The following is a 14,806-nucleotide window of genomic DNA, read 5'->3' on the forward strand; positions in this document are numbered from 1 at the left end:
ATTGGGTTGCCCCGCCACCTGTTGCACTTGCTTGGCTTCGCGTCTCAAAACTGTCTGAGCTGCGAAGGAGCGAGACTATAGCACAGAATTTTGGGCTGTCATGCCAGTGTCGCAATTTTTTGGTGTGTCGGCGGCAGCTAGAAGCCGCCGACCATGGGTAACGCGACTCGCTGTCTCTCTATATATAGCGAACCGGCGAGGAGCCCGTGGGTAGAGGCGGCGGACGCGGGCGGGCGGGGTCACTTACCAGCGCAAGTAATGATTGTTGCGCAACCGCGCGAGATCGCGGCTCAGGGCGACTTCGTTTACCAGCCATTGGGGCGCGCCCACGTCATTGAGCAGGTGGGTATCCATCTCTTGTGCGAGGTTGCGCATACGCCGTTCGTTGCGGCGAACACAATAGGCGTTCCACAGACGCGCCATGAAACTGCGGTCTGGCGCCTGGGCGCTTTCCAGCACGGCGACCGGTTCGGCGTCGGCCAGTTTGGCTTTGGGGGGCGCACCGGCCAAGGTGACAGGCGGCATGAAAGGCTGAGCGGTCATCACGGGCTCCTTTGCTGATCCGTTTTGGTAAGCGTAGTCGCCCAATGCCCGCCTGAAAATCTAATTGTTTTGGCATGATCGGTAAGCTACGATGACCAGTCGAATTCCAGCCTGGATCTCCCATGCGATTGCCCCTCAATACGCTTCCTGCCTTTCGCGTTGTCGCGGAATTGCAGAACCTTCGCGCTGCGGCGGAGCGCCTTCACCTCACACATAGCGCGGTCAGCCAGCAGATCAAGGTGCTGGAAGAGCAGATTGGCTTTACGCTTTTCGAGCGCAGCGGGCGCGGCATCGTGCTCAACTCGGCGGGCGCGGCACTTCTGTGCAGCGTGCAAAGCGCCATGGCGCTGCTCGATGAAGGGCTTATGGCTGCGAGCGCGGCTGCGTCCGGCAGCGAGCAAAGGCTGCGGGTGTCTGTGTTGCCTTCGTTTGCCCAGCGGTGGTTGCTTCCGCGCATGGCGCGTTGGCGCGCACGGCATCCCGGCCTGGCGTTGGAGATCGAGACGTCCCAGCAATTGGTGGACTTGTTGCGCGACGGCTTTCATGCCGCGCTTCGAATCGGGCAAGGGCCCTGGCCCGGAGTGGAATCGGAGCCGCTGTTTGATGTGCCCTTGCCGCTCATCGTGCTTGCTTCGCCCGAGACGATGGCCGCCCTCCCCGACAACTCCCCCCAAACGTTGGCGCGCCAACCGCTGCTGGGCGAACGTGAGCTATGGCAGCATTGGTTTGCAGCAGCCGGATTTCCGACGCAGGTCACGCCTGTGGCGTCATTCAACGATGCGGGGATGATGCTGCAAGCAGCTGAGCAGGGGCTGGGAATTACGTTGGGCCGAGAACTGCTGGCGGCGGATGCGCTGTGCGCGGGGCGGCTTGTGCAGGTGTCGCCGGTGCGCGTGCACTACGAATTGGCGCAGACCTATCACCTGGTCTATCGGCCAAGCTTGCGGGACTGGGCGCCCCTGGCCGAGTTCAAGCAGTGGCTGCGCGACGAACTGGAAATTTCGCGCCAGACGCTGGTGACCTCCAAGTCCGAAGACGAGGCCTAATGAAAAAAAAGGTAAAGCAGCGTGCAGCCGCTTTACCTTGACCAAAACACGGCGTCCGGCAGGACCTAGCCTCAAACAGCCTGGGTTCGCTTCGCTCGAAGCCCAGGCGGACGCCGCGACGGCGGCAGTCAATCTTCAGTCCCGCATCAGGCGACCTTGCGGGTGGATGCGGGGACAGGCTGCATCGAGTCGGTTTCGTTGAACCGCTGATGCCACGAGAATGCTTCTTCGAGCAGATGCGGCGTCTGGCCGCCGCGTTCGCAGGCGCGATCAAAGTAGTCTTGCAGCGCGTCGCGGTAAGTCGGATGCACGCAATTCTGGATGATCGCGCGCGCACGCTCGCGCGGCGCCAAGCCGCGCAGGTCGGCTAGACCGCATTCCGTGACCAGCACATCGACGTCATGCTCCGTGTGATCGACATGGGACACCATCGGGACCACGCTGGAGATGTCGCCACTCTTGGCCATCGACTTGGACACGAAAATCGAGATATGCGCGTTGCGGGCGAAGTCGCCTGAGCCGCCAATGCCGTTCATCATGTGCGTGCCGCCGACGTGCGTGGAATTCACGTTGCCGTAAATGTCGAATTCCAGCGCCGTATTGATGGCAATGATGCCAAGGCGCCGCACGATTTCAGGCGCGTTGCTGATCTCTTGCGGGCGCAGCACGATGCGCTGGCGGTAGTGTTCCATGTTGGCGAGGATCTTTTCATACACCGGCTTGGACACGGTGATGGAAGACGCCGATGCGAATGCGAGCTTACCCTGGTCGAGGAGCTCGATGGCGCTGTCCTGCAGCACCTCGGAGTACATGACCAGGTTCTCGAAGTCGGATGACTCGAAGCCGTGCAATACCGCATTGGCGATGGTGCCGATGCCTGCCTGCAGCGGCAGCAGCGAATTGGTCAGGCGGCCGGCGTTGACTTCGCCGCGCAGGAACTGGTTGATGTGGCCCGCGATCGCGTTGGTTTCCGCATCGGGCGGCAGCGCGTTGGAGGGACTGTCGGGCTCCTGCGTGATGACGATGGCGGCGATGCGGGAAGGATCCACCTCGATGAAGGGCTGGCCGATGCGCTGGTCTGCCGACACCAGGCCGATGGGCTGGCGGGTGGGACGGTCACCGGGGATGTAGATATCGTGCAGACCTTCGATGGCCGTGGGCACGCTCATGTTCAGTTCGACGATGATCTTGTCGGCCTGTTGCACGAACGACGCCGAATTGCCCACCGACATCGTCGGCACTATCGCGCCGGTTTCGGTGATGGCGGCGGCCTCGATGATGGCCACGTTGATGGGCCCCAGGTGACCCGCGCGCAATTGTTCCACCGTTTCGGACAGGTGCTGGTCGATGAAGGCGATTTCGCCTTGATTGATCTTGCGGCGCAGGGTCGTGTCGACCTGGAACGGCAGGCGCCGCGCGAGCGCATTGGCCTGCGCCAGCATCTTATCGGTGTCGTGCCCGAGCGATGCGCCGGTGATCAAGGTGATGGAGAGCGGTTCGCGTTCGGCTCGCGCGGCCAGCGCAGCGGGCACCGACTTACAGTCGCCCGCCCGGGTAAATCCGCTCATTCCGACGGTCATTCCGTCCTGAATCAGTAAGGCGGCCTGTTCGGCTGTGGTGATCCGGGCGTGCAGTTCTGGGTTGCGGATCCGGTCGAAAGGCATGTTGTCTCCAAATTCAAAGGCTTGCGGCTTAGGGCCGGGCGCGGCGAAGGATCTTCAGCGCCCGGGCACCGTCTGACGCGGCGTTTCCCGAGGTTCCAAGGGCCGCGGATGCGGGCGATGGAACGATTTTTCGGCAGTATAGGAACGCGGACGCAAATCTCGTAATGACTTAAAATCATCCAATCCAGTCGTTTTTTTCATCATTTGCATTTTCGTCGCGCATCGCGCGAAGGGGTCAGCTTTCCCATGGACGTGCGCGCTTTGCGGTATTTCGTGGAAACCGTCCGCCATGCCAGCTTCACTCAGGCAGCGAAGGCGCTGTTCGTCACGCAGTCCACGGTGAGCAAGATGATCCGGCAGCTGGAAGAAGAAGCCGGCACGCCGCTCCTGATTCGCGATGGGCATACGGCCCGCCCCACCGATACAGGCCGGGTCATGTACCAGCGCGGCCTGCAGGTGCTGGAGACCATGCGCCAACTATCGGAAGAACTGCGGCAAACCGCGGAACTGGGGCGCGGCGCGCTGGAGGTCGGTATCCCCCCGATGATCAATCTGCTGTTCACGCCGGTGGTCAAGCGGTTTCGTGAATTGCATCCCGGCATTCATCTGACACTGCGCGAAGGGACCGGCCAGGCCGTGGAAGGCCTGGTGGCCAGCGGCGAACTGGAGGTTGGAGCCACCATCCTGCCGGTCGCCCCCGACAGCGGCCTGGTTGCACAAGCGTTTGGCAGCTACCCGATTTGGGTGATTGGCCCGCCCGACGCGCCCTGGTCCGGAAAGACCTCGCTGCCGCTGAGCGCGCTACGCGACGCGCGGCTGCTGATTCCCACCGACGACTTCGCGATCACCCGGCGGTTGCGCCAGGCGTTTGCCGATGCGGGACTGCAGCCCAGCATCGCGGCGCAGAGCGCTCACTGGGATTTCCTGGTGGCGATGGCGTCGGCAGGGCTGGGGGTGGCCCTGCTTCCCGAACCCCTGATGCAGCGGATGAAGACGCGGGGCCTTAGCACCGCCAAGCTGGCGAAGTCCGGCATGCAATGGGAAGTTGGGCATATCTGGCTGCAATCCGGCTATCTATCGTTCGCCGCCCGCGCCTGGCTGGAGGTATGCGATGCCGTGCTGGGCAAGCCTCGGAGCCGGGCGGCGCGCGCCCACCAAGTCACTGAGAGTTGAATCCAAACGTTCGGCTCGTAAACAGGGGTTGCGACGGGCCGTGGCCGCCCGCGGACGAGGCGCAAGCGCCGCAAATCCGGCCCCGTTTTTCTGCCCGCCAGCGGCGATATTCACCGCGCTGGCACGAGCCCTGAAATTTAGGGACGCAACAGCATTTTTGTTGCAACGGGCAGCCGGGCGGCTTGTTATGCTGCCGCCTCGACGCGAGCAACTCGCCCCAAGAACATGATCCCCACCACGTACCCTCTGCTCATGCGCGCCCGCCTCGTTCGCGCGCCCAACCTGGCGGCGCTGCTTGCCGCGCTGCTGCTGGTGTTCAGCTTGCTGCCCGCCTTTGCGGCGCCGCCCGCCACCCCAGCCGATACCGAAGCCGTATTGGCCGCCGCGCGTAAGCAGATCGACGAGATCCGCAAGCAGATCCCCGACCAAACGGACGACGCCGTGCTGCTCAAACAACGCGGCGAGGCGCTGGACATTCAATCGAAGGCGGATGCCGCCACGGAGGCGCTGACGCCGCAGCTGGCCAGCGTGACCGCGCGACTGAGCGAACTGGGCACGCCGCCGGACGGCGCCAAGGAAGCGCCCGATGTGGCGGCACAACGCACGCAGCTTGAGAAAAACAGCCGCGCCCTGGACGCGCAAATCAAGCTGGCGAGGCTGCTGTCGGTAGACGCCGGACAGACCGCCGAGCAGATATCGGCCCAGCGGCGCAAGCAGTTCCAGGCGCGCTTAGGCGAGCGTCGCGATTCCTTCCTGTCCGGCCAATTCTGGACCGAATTCCGCCAGGAATTCCCCCGGGATCTGGAGCGGCTGGAAGCGCTGCGCGATGACCTGTCCACCGCCGTCGGACAGACGCCCAAGTGGGGCTGGCTGCTGCTCGCCGTCGTCGCCGGTCTGGCGATTGCACTGCGCGTCTGGGTTGGCCGTTACCTGCTGCGGTTAACGGCAACGCGCGTGCCGCCTGGCCGGTTGCGCCGTTCTTTCCTGGCCGTGGCCCTCGTCGCGCTATCGGTCGCAACGCCCGGCGTAATCGCCTTGCTGATCCAGGCCGGCCTGGACTGGCGGTCGCAACTTTCGGACCGCACCGCGTCACTTCTGACCAACCTGGTGGCGACCGTGTGTTTTGGCGGGTTCGTTTCAGGGCTGGGCTTCGCGCTCCTGTCGACCAATCGTCCTTCCTGGCGCCTGCCGCCGGTCAGCGACATCGTGGCGAACCGCCTGCGCTGGCTCCCCGGCACGCTGGGCGTGCTGGTGGTCCTGATCTGGCTCGCCGAAAGGTTGCCTGTGCTGCTCGACGCCAGCCTGACGACGACCATTACGCTGACCGGCATCGTGGGCGTGCTGAGCATGGCGATGCTGGCCGCCGTATTGGCGATCAGCCGTCGCCTGCGCCGGCAGGTCATGCAGGACAGCGAAGCGCCGATTCCGCTGTGGGTCTCGCTGATGCTGGCCGCCATCTGGACGGTGCTGATCGTCAGCCTTGCCAGCCTGCTGGCAGGCTACGTGGCGTTTGGCAGCTTCCTGGTCAAGCAGGTGTTGTGGGTGCTGATCGTGCTGGCCTCGGCTTACCTGGCCTCCACGCTGATCGAGGACGGATTCAGCACGCTGCTGGGGACGGCACACCGCGAAGGTGGCGAAGGCGAAGGGCCCAGCATGCGCGATCAGGCCGCCGTGCTGCTGTCGGGCCTTGGCCGAGTGGCGATCGCGCTGCTCGCCATCATTCTGGTGCTGGCGCCCTTCGGCGAGGCGCCGATGGATCTGGTGCAGCGCTTTGACCAGTTGCGTAAAGGTCTGGCCATCGGTGAGGCGCAGATCCGCCCGGGCGCGGTGCTGCAGGCGCTGATCGTGCTGGCGCTGTCGTTGCTGAGCGTCAAGATGCTCAAGCGCTGGCTCTCGAACCGCTACCTGCCCACGACCGAACTGGATCCCGGCATGCAATTGTCTGCCGCGACGCTGTTCGGCTACGGCGGTTTCGTGCTGGCGGTGGCTTTGTCGCTATCCGCCGCCGGGATCGGTCTGGAACGGGTCGCATGGATTGCGAGCGCGCTGTCGGTGGGTATCGGTTTCGGCCTTCAAGCCGTCGTGCAGAATTTCGTGTCGGGTCTGATCCTGCTTGCCGAGCGGCCGGTGAAGGTGGGCGATTGGGTGTCGCTCGGCGGCGTGGAGGGCGACATCCTGCGCATCAACGTTCGCGCCACCGAGATCCAGATGGGCGACCGGTCCACGGTGATCGTGCCCAATTCCGAATTCGTGACGAAGACAGTACGCAACGTGACGCGGTCCAACCCGCTTGGGCTGGTGCAGATCAAGCTGCCCATGCCGCTGTCGACGGATGCCGAAAAGGTGCGCGAGCTGATGCTGCAGGCCTTTGCCGATCACGAGGACGTATTGGAGTCGCCTGCGCCCAACGTATTCCTGGATGGGATCGATGCTGGCCACCTGATCTTCAACGCCAGGGGCTACGTGTCCTCGCCCCGTGCGGCGTACGGTGTGCGCAGCGCGCTGCTGTTCACGGTGCTCAAGCGGCTGGACGAGGCCAAGCTCGAAGTGTCGTCGCCGCCGACGATGCTGATTGCGGCGGCGCCGGAGCCCGCGCAGGCGCCTGCGCCCATCGCGGTAGCCCCGCCCGCTTCACCCTGATTGCCCGCGCGGCCATCCGGCCCCGGCCCCGCCGTCTCAGCCGGGCGAATACAGGTCGGCAAACTGCTGACGCTCCAGGCGGGGATTCCGAAGCGGCGGCGCGGTAAAAGCCGCGCTGCGAGCCGACATCACGGGATAGCCTTGCGACGCCTGCGCCTGGGGCGCGACGGGCACGGGGCCCGCCGTCTGGACGGGCGTTTGCGGCGCGACCTGCGCCACGGCGCCGCTGTCGAACCGGTGATCCGCCGTCGTCAAGGCCGGATTGGTGCAGAGTCCCTGCGCCACCAGCGCCGCCTTGGTGCGGTCGTCGGTCTGGCACAGGATATCGATGGCTGCCGTTTCCAGACGCCGCGAGCGGTCCGCGTCCTTGGTCGACGCCGCCGCCTGCATCGTGCGCTCGAAGTTGCGGCGAAGGCTGCATTTTTGGTCTTCGATCGGAATCGCAACGTTCATCCCGAATCCCACGACGGAACCGCCGCCGCCCGCCGACACCATGCAGCTGTCGGACGAGAACGAGCCGTAGAAGCTCTGGCCGCCGACCGGCGGCGCGCTGCGCAACGTGCTGGTGCCGCTATTGCTGGAATTGAGCGTGATGCCCTGATTGTTGCCCGCGTTGGTCGACCCGGACGATGCCGAGGTCGAGGAACTGGACGTGCTGGTCTGCGCCCCGGCCGACATGGCGGCAAACGACAGGGAAATGGCTAGAACTATGGTCTTCATGATGTCCCCTCGCCCGGACGGCCGAAGCCGTCCGGATAATTCGGTCAGCGATTGAACCCGCCGACATGGCCCACCGCGCCGATGCCGTGTATCGACCCGAAAGCGCCGATGTTCGCTGCATGGAACGTCCCCGTCGCCGACGCGCTCGTTTCCGTCTTGCCGAAGGTGGCGCCGCCGTTCGCGATGCTGTCGCCGACCATGATCGGCGCATTGCCCGACACATGCCCGTAAGACTCGCTATTGGCGTATTGCCGTGTGCTGGTGACGACTTGCGTGCCATCGCGGCTGAACGTGCCGCCGACCTCCGCGATGCCGCCCGTGCTGCCGAACGACGTCTGGCTCGATGAGCCATAGCCGTTTATCTGGGTGGCGACCACCGAACTGCCGGTGGAGATGGATGACGCGGTACCGTTGATGGCGCCGGCGTGGCCGGTCACCGAACCTCCGACCTGGCCCGGGCCAGTGGCGTAAGCCGATGCGGCGAACAATGACAACGCGGCGACTGCTGCGAGCTTTTTCATTTGAGCTCCTCCTGATCCGTCTGCACGGATGCACAGGTGCCGGAGACCGACCGGCGCGGACCGTTACTCCCCCAGGTACTGCGCCCGTCCAGGGCCAGGGCGTGGGACTTTCGTATTGGTACGGAATGATTGCGCCGTCCTAGGCAGGTCGGTATCGGTTAAACGAACGACCGGGTCTTTCTGGCGGATGGACGCGCGAATTACACAAACCTGAAAGAGGAGACGCCGGGCCGATGCGGCCATGCGTATGGATGACGCCAAGCGTGCGCGAAGACTCGCCGTAAGGGCGGCTGTCAGCTCAAAGGATGGGTGTGCGCGCGGGCGGCTCGCGCATGATATCTAGCGCGCAAGAGGGCGAGCTCCCTCTTGCGCCAGGCGCAGCCACCAGCCGGTCTCGCGCCGGGCCAGCATCAGGTCCACGGCCACCATGACCAGCAGGAATCCGCACTCGGCCAGATTCAGATTGGCGACCACCTGATAGGTCGCCAGCAGGGTTATGCCGGTGACGCCGGCAAGATATGCGGGCCAAGCGGGCGGCACCCCGGACGCGATGGCTCGAAGGCGGCGCGACAGGCACAACCACGCCACCAGCGGCAGGCTCAGCATCGACAGGGGGATGTAAATGGCAATGGCCGACAGCAGCACGTCAACCGCGAACTGCGTATGCAGGAACAGGGACATCAATACGATCATGCCGACGCCCACGTACCAGAGCAGACGAAGGGAAATGAGACGAGTCAAGGTAACGGCTCGGTGATTCATCAATCGGACTGGAAGCGGAAATTTCGGCCATACTACTCCCGGCCTTGCCCCCCTCCCCCTTCAATCGGAGACAAAACCATGATTCAGGAGATTGCCAGCATCCACGTCCGCGAAGGACAGGAAGCGCTGTTCGAAGCCGGTGTGACCCAGGCGAAGCCGCTTTTTCTGCGCGCCAAGGGTTGCCATGGCATGGAACTGTACCGCAGCATCGAGCAGCCGCAGCGTTACACGCTGGTGGTGGACTGGGAAACGGTCGAAAACCACATGGTGGATTTCCGCGAGTCGCCCGATTTCCAGGAATGGCGCAAGCTGGTGGGCGGCTTTTTCGTCGAGCCGCCCCAGGTGCACCACGAACAGAAAGTGATCTGAGTGCCCCCGCGCCGGGCGGCAGCACGGCGCGGCACTATTCTTGGGGCGGCTCGTTGTATTTACGCGCACTGCGGCGGAAGGCGTCGGCGGGGTACTTGCGGGCGTTCTTCTCCATCTTGCCGGCGACCGCCTGCGCGATATCGATGCCCAGCTGATCGGCAAGCGCCACCAGGTACATCTGCACATCGGCGATCTCGTCCGCGGCATCCGCAAGGCGGGCGGCAGGCATATTGCGCGACTCGTCCTCGCTTAGCCACTGAAACAGCGAGACCAGCTCGCCCGTTTCACCCGCCAGGGCCATGGCCAGATTCTTGGGCGAATGAAACTGCTGCCATTCGCGTTCGGCCGTGAACTGACGCACGGCAAGCCGGATCTCTTGCAGGTCTGACATGGGAACTCCCACAAAATGACGCCGCGCTAAACCGAGGCCAGGCGAGCGCTGGCCGCCAGCGCCACGGCAACGGTCGTGCGCACGTCGGCCAAGGCCCGGTGGGTGGGCTGCGAAGCGCCCACGTGCCGCGCCAGGATGTCGAGCTTGTGCGACGTCAGCTCGGGCCACGCGCGGCGCGCCAGCGCCAAAGTGCAGTGGGTGGCGTTCGAGAAAGGCATCCCCGTCTGGTCTGCCGCCGCGCTGAGGAAGCGCCGATCGAACGAGGCGTTGTGGAAAAACACCGGCAGGTCCTCGACAAACGCCAGGAACGAAGAAAAGGCCTGCGCGACCGGTATGCCGTCGCGATCGACTTCGGCCTGCGTGATGCCGGTGAGGCGGGAAATGAAGGAGGGCACGCGTGCGCAGGTGCGCACGACCTGCGTGTACTCGTTCACCACGGCGCCGCCCTCGCCGACCCTGACCGCCGCGAATTCCAGGATTTCGCAACTGGCAGTGGACAGGCCGGTCGTTTCAAGGTCGGCCACGATGAAAGGGCCGCCCAACGCGTCAAGGGCTTGCGTGACCGCGGCCTGCGCACGGGCCGCGGGCCGGGAGGGGCGTGCCGGTGATGCGCCGCTCGAAAGCGTGCGCCGATACAAAAAGCTCACGGGCCTACTCCGCGGGGTGCAGCGCGGCGAAGCGGTCCGAGCCGTCGGCAAGCTTGCCAAAGAACAGCTCGGCCGGTCGCACCCACAGACCGCGCGCATGCGGCCAAAGATGTTCGTACACCACCATCGATTCCTCGGTCTCGGAATGGCGGGCAGTGCCCACATAGCGATACAGGCCGCCCTTGTAGTGGCGGTGCGTGGCAAGTGCTAAGGCTTCGGATTCGGTCATGGACATCGGCGGCAAATGGCGTGGCCCGCCGCGGAAACTGCCCGCGCGGGCCACGGAGGATCGGCAATGCCGTGTTTATAGCGCAATTGGGACCCGCTTCGCGCGATCTCAGCCGCGTCACGCGGCGCGCAGACGTGCCGTGGCCTCGACGCGGGCTTCAGTCAGGTCCTCGGTGACGCCGGCAAGCTTGGCCGATTGCGCGAGCGACACTTCAACCACCTGACCCATGATTTCGGTGACGCGGCGCGATGAGGCGACGATGCCCTCCATCGTGCCCCCTGCTGACTGGACTTGCACTGCGCCGCCTTCGACCTGTGCCACCGACGTCGTGATGAGCGCCTTGATTTCCTTGGCGGCGGCGGCGCTGCTCTGCGCCAGGTTGCGGACTTCGGACGCCACGACCGCGAATCCCTTACCGTGTTCGCCCGCGCGCGCCGCTTCGACCGCGGCGTTCAGCGCCAGGATGTTGGTCTGGAATGCGATGCCGTCCATGACCCCGATGATTTCGGAAATTCGGCGCGAGCTGCCGGTGATGGCTTCCATCGTGGCCACCACCTCGCGCATCGTGTCGCCACCGGTTTCCGCGACGCGGCTCGCGTCCTGCGCAAGGCTATTGGCCTGCCGCGCTCTTTCGGCGTTCTCAGTCAGGCCTTGCACGGCGACTTGCAGCGTCTGCGCCGCCGTAAAACGCTTGGTGATGTCGGTGGCAAATTTAACGACCTTGAAGGGCCGGCCCTGCGCGTCGAAGATCGGGTTGTAGCTGGCTTCGATCCACACCTGACGCCCGCCCTTGCCGAGGCGCATGTACTGACCCGTGTCATGTTCGCCGTTGCGCAGCCTGCGCCAGAAATCCTTGTAGGCCGTGCTTCTTGCCTCGTCGGCAGGTACGAACATGCTGTGGTGCCGGCCCAGCACCTCGTCCGCGCGATAGCCCACCGCATTGAGGAACAGGTCGTTGGCGCGCACGATGGTGCCGTCCAGTTCAAACTCGATGATCGCCTGAACCTTGGAGATCGCCGCGAGCTGGCCTTCGGAATCCGCCTGCCGGTGCTGCTGCTCGGTAATGTCCGTGGCGTACTTGATGACCTTCAGCGGCTGTCCGCGCTTGTCAACGATTGGGTTGTAGGACGCCTGCAGCCAGACATCCGATCCGTCTTTGCGAATTCGCCGGTATCTGCCGGAATCATGGGCGCCCTGCCCCAGCCTTTCCCAGAAGGCTGCGTACTGCGCCGACCCGCGCTCTTGCGGCGCGATGAACATGCGATGGTGATGTCCCTGGATCTCGTCGAGCGCATAGCCCATTGTGTCCAGGAAATTCTGGTTGGCCGTCAGTATGTGGCCATTCAGATCAAACTCGATGACCGCCTGCGATTTATGAATCGCGTCGATTTGTCCGAGCAGATCAACTTTGTCGGTGCTGCGGTATCCACGGATGAATCGGCCAAGAGTATGCCAAAGCATGGTGACCTCCAGGGGTGAGTTTGCCGGCGTGCCTGGTACACGTGTATCTAATAGATACTATTGATCCCAGAAAATATCACGACTCATCGCACTTTTTTTGGGATCAGTCCGAAATAAATTCCAACCGTCGTCGTGACGCACACCCGGGTAATCCCGGATTCAAGCCGCATCCAGCTCGCGATATTGACGGAAAATCCCTTCGCCAAATGGCAGACGGCGTCCGCTTGCGAAATAGCCCTGCAATTCGGGCAGCGCCGTCACGCGTTCGTGCAGCGCGAACACATTGGGATAATGCGCGGCCACCGTGGCCATCCGTTTGGGAAAGGCGTACAACAGCCCGTCGACCAGGTGATACAAGGACAGGTCGACATAGGTCCATTTGCCGCCACCCGCCAGCCAGGCATCCGTCCCGTCCAGCAGCCGCTCGAAATATCCCAAAAACTTCGGAATACGCTCTTCGCGAAAGACCCGGGCGCGACGAGCAGCCTCTTCCTTCTGGTCTTCGTAATAATCGCTGGCGGAAATGGGGTGATGGGTGTCGTGCGCTTCGGCCACCATGTCGGCGATCGTGAGTTGCAGCTGATTTACCCACAATCGTCCTTCGAGCGATTCAGGGGCAAGGCCATGTTTCTCGCCAAGGAAAAGCAGGATGTTGGCCGTCTGCCCCAGCGTCATTTTTCCGGCCACCAGATAAGGCGGGGCAAAAGGCGGATGCTTGCGGGCCGATCGCATGTCATCGATCAACGTGCCTTCGTCGGCGCCCGGATCACGCGCCCGCTCCCGATAAGGAATGCCGCCTGCTTCCAGCGCCAGGCGCACGAATTCTCCCCGCCCGGGGATGCCATCCCAATACCAAAGGTCGTAAGTCATACGGTCTCCTTTCAGTTGGCGCAGCCGAATCTGAAGTCTGCAGCCGCGCCCGGCTGTTAGCAAGGCGCATTCCGCAAGCGCGGGACGATGCGCACAAAAAAAGCGCAGGCGGCAAGCCTGCGCGTTTTATGCCGAGGGCAGGTGCTTACCCCTGCGCCGCGTCCTCAAGAATCAATTCCGCGCCGCGTTCGGCCACCATCATCACAGCGGCTTGCGTGTTGCCTGAAACCATCTTCGGCATGACCGACGCATCCACCACGCGCAGGCCAATCAGCCCGTTGACCCGCAAACGCACGTCGGTGACGGCCGCCGCATCCGTCCCCATGCGGCAGGTGCCAATGGGGTGATAGATGGTCTGACCGTTGCGCCGGGCGAAATCCAGCCATTCGTCGTCGGTGTCCACATCCGGCCCCGGGCTGATTTCCGCTTGCACATAGCGCTGCATGGCGGGCCGGCCCACGATGCGCCGGGCCACCTGCATGCCGCCCACCAGGCTATCGCGGTCGACCTGCGCGGACAGGAAGTTGGGCCGGATCGCAGGTCCGGCCATGGGATCGGCCGACTTGATATGAATGGACCCGACCGACTCGGGACGCAACTGGGCCACGCCGATGGTCATGCCAGGGTGGCGATCCAGAATGCGTTCGGCTGCGTTGGCGTAACTGGCGTGCACAAAGAAGAACTGCACGTCCGGCGTGGGCAGGCCGGGACGGCTCTTCACGAAGCCATGCACCAATCCCGTGCCGAGCGTCAGGATGCCTTTGCGGCTCATGTAATAGCGCGCCACCTGCTGCGCCAGCCGCCAGCCGCGCGACATCTCGTTCAAGGTCACCGTGTTCCTGACGCGCCAGTTCATGCGCGTGGCGAAGTGGTCGATGTAGTTTTCGCCCACCGACGGCAGCGCGTGCACGAGGTCGATGCCATGCGTCTTCAACAAGGCCGGGTTGCCCACGCCGGACAATTCGAGCAATTGCGGCGACTGCACCGCACCCATGCAAAGCAACGTTTCGCGGCGCGCCCGCACGGTGTGCTCCTGACCGTTCTTGCGATAGGCCACACCGACGCAGCGCTTTCCTTCGAATACCAGCCTCGTGACATGGGCGCCGCATTCGACGCTGAGATTGCGCCGGCCGGCCGCCGGTTTCAGGTAGCCGTCCACGACGCTCCAGCGCCGGCCACGGTGCTGGAGCACCTGGTAATAGCCCACGCCTTCCTGGTCGCCGCTGTTGTAATCCGGATTGAACGGCTGGCCGTCTTCGCGCGCAGCCTGCAGGAAAGCATCCGACACGGGAAAGCGTTCGGCGACCTCTTCGAGGTGCATCGGCCCGTCCTTGCCGCGGTTCTCGCCCCCCGGCGAGTAGTTCTCGATCTTGCGGTAGATGCGCTCGGCCTCGTCGCGGCCCCAACCTGCCGCGCCGGCCGCCACCCAGCCGTCGTAATCCTGGGGCTGGCCGCGTACGTAGATCATGCCGTTGATGAGCGTCGATCCGCCCAACCCCTTGCCGCGCGGCACGGCGATGACCCGACCGTGGACGTTGTCCTCGGGCTCCGTCGCAAAGCGCCAGTTGTATTGCGGATCGACCAGCAGCTTGGAAAAGCCCGCTGGAATCGGAATCCACATGCTGCGCGCCTCCTGGCCGGCTTCCAGCAGCAGTACGCGATGCCTGCCATCCGCACTGAGGCGGTTGGCCAGGATGCAGCCGGCTGTTCCGCCGCCCGCGATGATGAAATCGTAGTCGCCCATCTTCTTCCACCGGGTTCTGGATATGC

General features: G+C 64.0%; 15 protein-coding genes. 4 read left to right on the top strand and 11 right to left on the bottom strand.

The window, feature by feature from the left end:
- Positions 1-243 precede the first annotated feature (243 nt).
- The gene (locus tag HV786_RS27330) at positions 244-546 is read right to left on the bottom strand and encodes a hypothetical protein (RefSeq protein WP_252869997.1); all 303 of its coding nucleotides are present in this window, start codon (positions 544-546) and stop codon (positions 244-246) included.
- 119 nt (positions 547-665) lie between these two features.
- On the opposite strand from HV786_RS27330, the gene HV786_RS16420 reads away from it, so the two are divergent.
- Positions 666-1,589, top strand: a complete 924-nt coding sequence (locus HV786_RS16420; RefSeq protein ID WP_128827399.1) for a LysR substrate-binding domain-containing protein — start codon at positions 666-668, stop codon at positions 1,587-1,589.
- A 146-nt stretch (positions 1,590-1,735) separates the two neighbouring features.
- Here the strand turns inward: HV786_RS16420 and HV786_RS16425 are convergent, their stop codons facing one another.
- The gene (locus tag HV786_RS16425) at positions 1,736-3,253 is read right to left on the bottom strand and encodes an acetyl-CoA hydrolase/transferase family protein (protein ID WP_128827398.1); all 1,518 of its coding nucleotides are present in this window, start codon (positions 3,251-3,253) and stop codon (positions 1,736-1,738) included.
- Between the two features lie 246 nt (positions 3,254-3,499).
- Between HV786_RS16425 and HV786_RS16430 the strand changes: the two genes are divergently transcribed.
- Together HV786_RS16430 and HV786_RS16435 are read left to right on the top strand one after the other, a co-directional pair.
- Positions 3,500-4,426 (top strand): LysR family transcriptional regulator, encoded by a 927-nt coding sequence (locus HV786_RS16430; protein WP_128827397.1) that lies wholly within the window; start codon positions 3,500-3,502, stop codon positions 4,424-4,426.
- 225 nt (positions 4,427-4,651) lie between these two features.
- Complete coding sequence (locus tag HV786_RS16435; RefSeq protein ID WP_175211289.1) at positions 4,652-7,066, top strand: DUF3772 domain-containing protein; 2,415 nt, start codon at positions 4,652-4,654, stop codon at positions 7,064-7,066.
- 36 nt (positions 7,067-7,102) lie between these two features.
- Here HV786_RS16435 and HV786_RS16440 read toward each other — a convergent pair whose 3' ends face one another.
- The 3 genes from HV786_RS16440 to HV786_RS16450 form a co-directional block, all read right to left on the bottom strand.
- The gene (locus HV786_RS16440) at positions 7,103-7,786 is read right to left on the bottom strand and encodes a hypothetical protein (RefSeq protein ID WP_128827396.1); all 684 of its coding nucleotides are present in this window, start codon (positions 7,784-7,786) and stop codon (positions 7,103-7,105) included.
- 44 nt (positions 7,787-7,830) lie between these two features.
- Positions 7,831-8,307, bottom strand: a complete 477-nt coding sequence (locus HV786_RS16445; protein WP_056326939.1) for a hypothetical protein — start codon at positions 8,305-8,307, stop codon at positions 7,831-7,833.
- Positions 8,308-8,646: 339 nt separating this feature from the next.
- Positions 8,647-9,048 (bottom strand): hypothetical protein, encoded by a 402-nt coding sequence (locus HV786_RS16450; protein WP_252869996.1) that lies wholly within the window; start codon positions 9,046-9,048, stop codon positions 8,647-8,649.
- Positions 9,049-9,147: 99 nt separating this feature from the next.
- On the opposite strand from HV786_RS16450, the gene HV786_RS16455 reads away from it, so the two are divergent.
- On the top strand, positions 9,148-9,438 hold the full coding sequence (locus HV786_RS16455) for an antibiotic biosynthesis monooxygenase family protein (protein WP_056326936.1): 291 nt from the start codon (positions 9,148-9,150) through the stop codon (positions 9,436-9,438).
- A gap of 34 nt (positions 9,439-9,472) precedes the next feature.
- Here the strand turns inward: HV786_RS16455 and HV786_RS16460 are convergent, their stop codons facing one another.
- From HV786_RS16460 to HV786_RS16485, 6 genes are all read right to left on the bottom strand, one after another.
- Positions 9,473-9,829 (bottom strand): nucleotide pyrophosphohydrolase, encoded by a 357-nt coding sequence (locus tag HV786_RS16460; protein ID WP_128827394.1) that lies wholly within the window; start codon positions 9,827-9,829, stop codon positions 9,473-9,475.
- Between the two features lie 26 nt (positions 9,830-9,855).
- Positions 9,856-10,476 carry a 3'-5' exonuclease gene (locus tag HV786_RS16465; protein WP_175211291.1) on the bottom strand — a complete coding sequence of 207 codons (621 nt, stop codon included), beginning with the start codon at positions 10,474-10,476 and terminating at the stop codon, positions 9,856-9,858.
- Between the two features lie 4 nt (positions 10,477-10,480).
- Positions 10,481-10,705: a DUF1653 domain-containing protein gene (locus HV786_RS16470; RefSeq protein ID WP_062841788.1), complete on the bottom strand. Its 225-nt coding sequence runs from the start codon at positions 10,703-10,705 to the stop codon at positions 10,481-10,483.
- 117 nt (positions 10,706-10,822) lie between these two features.
- Positions 10,823-12,166, bottom strand: a complete 1,344-nt coding sequence (locus tag HV786_RS27460; protein ID WP_128827392.1) for a methyl-accepting chemotaxis protein — start codon at positions 12,164-12,166, stop codon at positions 10,823-10,825.
- Positions 12,167-12,325: 159 nt separating this feature from the next.
- Complete coding sequence (locus HV786_RS16480) at positions 12,326-13,036, bottom strand: glutathione S-transferase (RefSeq protein WP_128827487.1); 711 nt, start codon at positions 13,034-13,036, stop codon at positions 12,326-12,328.
- A 145-nt stretch (positions 13,037-13,181) separates the two neighbouring features.
- Positions 13,182-14,780 (bottom strand): GMC family oxidoreductase, encoded by a 1,599-nt coding sequence (locus tag HV786_RS16485; RefSeq protein WP_128827391.1) that lies wholly within the window; start codon positions 14,778-14,780, stop codon positions 13,182-13,184.
- Positions 14,781-14,806 lie beyond the last annotated feature (26 nt).

The sequence above is a fragment of the Achromobacter mucicolens genome (genome assembly GCF_902859725.1).
Classification (GTDB): Bacteria; Pseudomonadota; Gammaproteobacteria; order Burkholderiales; family Burkholderiaceae_B; genus Achromobacter; species Achromobacter mucicolens.

Excerpts from the sequence above, each read along its gene's own strand:
- HV786_RS16430 (WP_128827397.1), top strand. The coding sequence starts at position 3,500 with ATGGACGTGCGCGCTTTGCGGTATTTCGTGGAAACCGTCCGCCATGCC.
- HV786_RS16445 (WP_056326939.1), bottom strand. The coding sequence starts at position 8,307 with ATGAAAAAGCTCGCAGCAGTCGCCGCGTTGTCATTGTTCGCCGCATCG.
- HV786_RS16425 (WP_128827398.1), bottom strand. The coding sequence starts at position 3,253 with ATGCCTTTCGACCGGATCCGCAACCCAGAACTGCACGCCCGGATCACC.
- HV786_RS16435 (WP_175211289.1), top strand. The coding sequence starts at position 4,652 with ATGATCCCCACCACGTACCCTCTGCTCATGCGCGCCCGCCTCGTTCGC.
- HV786_RS27460 (WP_128827392.1), bottom strand. The coding sequence starts at position 12,166 with ATGCTTTGGCATACTCTTGGCCGATTCATCCGTGGATACCGCAGCACC.
- HV786_RS16440 (WP_128827396.1), bottom strand. The coding sequence starts at position 7,786 with ATGAAGACCATAGTTCTAGCCATTTCCCTGTCGTTTGCCGCCATGTCG.
- HV786_RS16460 (WP_128827394.1), bottom strand. The coding sequence starts at position 9,829 with ATGTCAGACCTGCAAGAGATCCGGCTTGCCGTGCGTCAGTTCACGGCC.
- HV786_RS16480 (WP_128827487.1), bottom strand. The coding sequence starts at position 13,036 with ATGACTTACGACCTTTGGTATTGGGATGGCATCCCCGGGCGGGGAGAA.
- HV786_RS16470 (WP_062841788.1), bottom strand. The coding sequence starts at position 10,705 with ATGACCGAATCCGAAGCCTTAGCACTTGCCACGCACCGCCACTACAAG.
- HV786_RS16420 (WP_128827399.1), top strand. The coding sequence starts at position 666 with ATGCGATTGCCCCTCAATACGCTTCCTGCCTTTCGCGTTGTCGCGGAA.
- HV786_RS16455 (WP_056326936.1), top strand. The coding sequence starts at position 9,148 with ATGATTCAGGAGATTGCCAGCATCCACGTCCGCGAAGGACAGGAAGCG.
- HV786_RS16485 (WP_128827391.1), bottom strand. The coding sequence starts at position 14,780 with ATGGGCGACTACGATTTCATCATCGCGGGCGGCGGAACAGCCGGCTGC.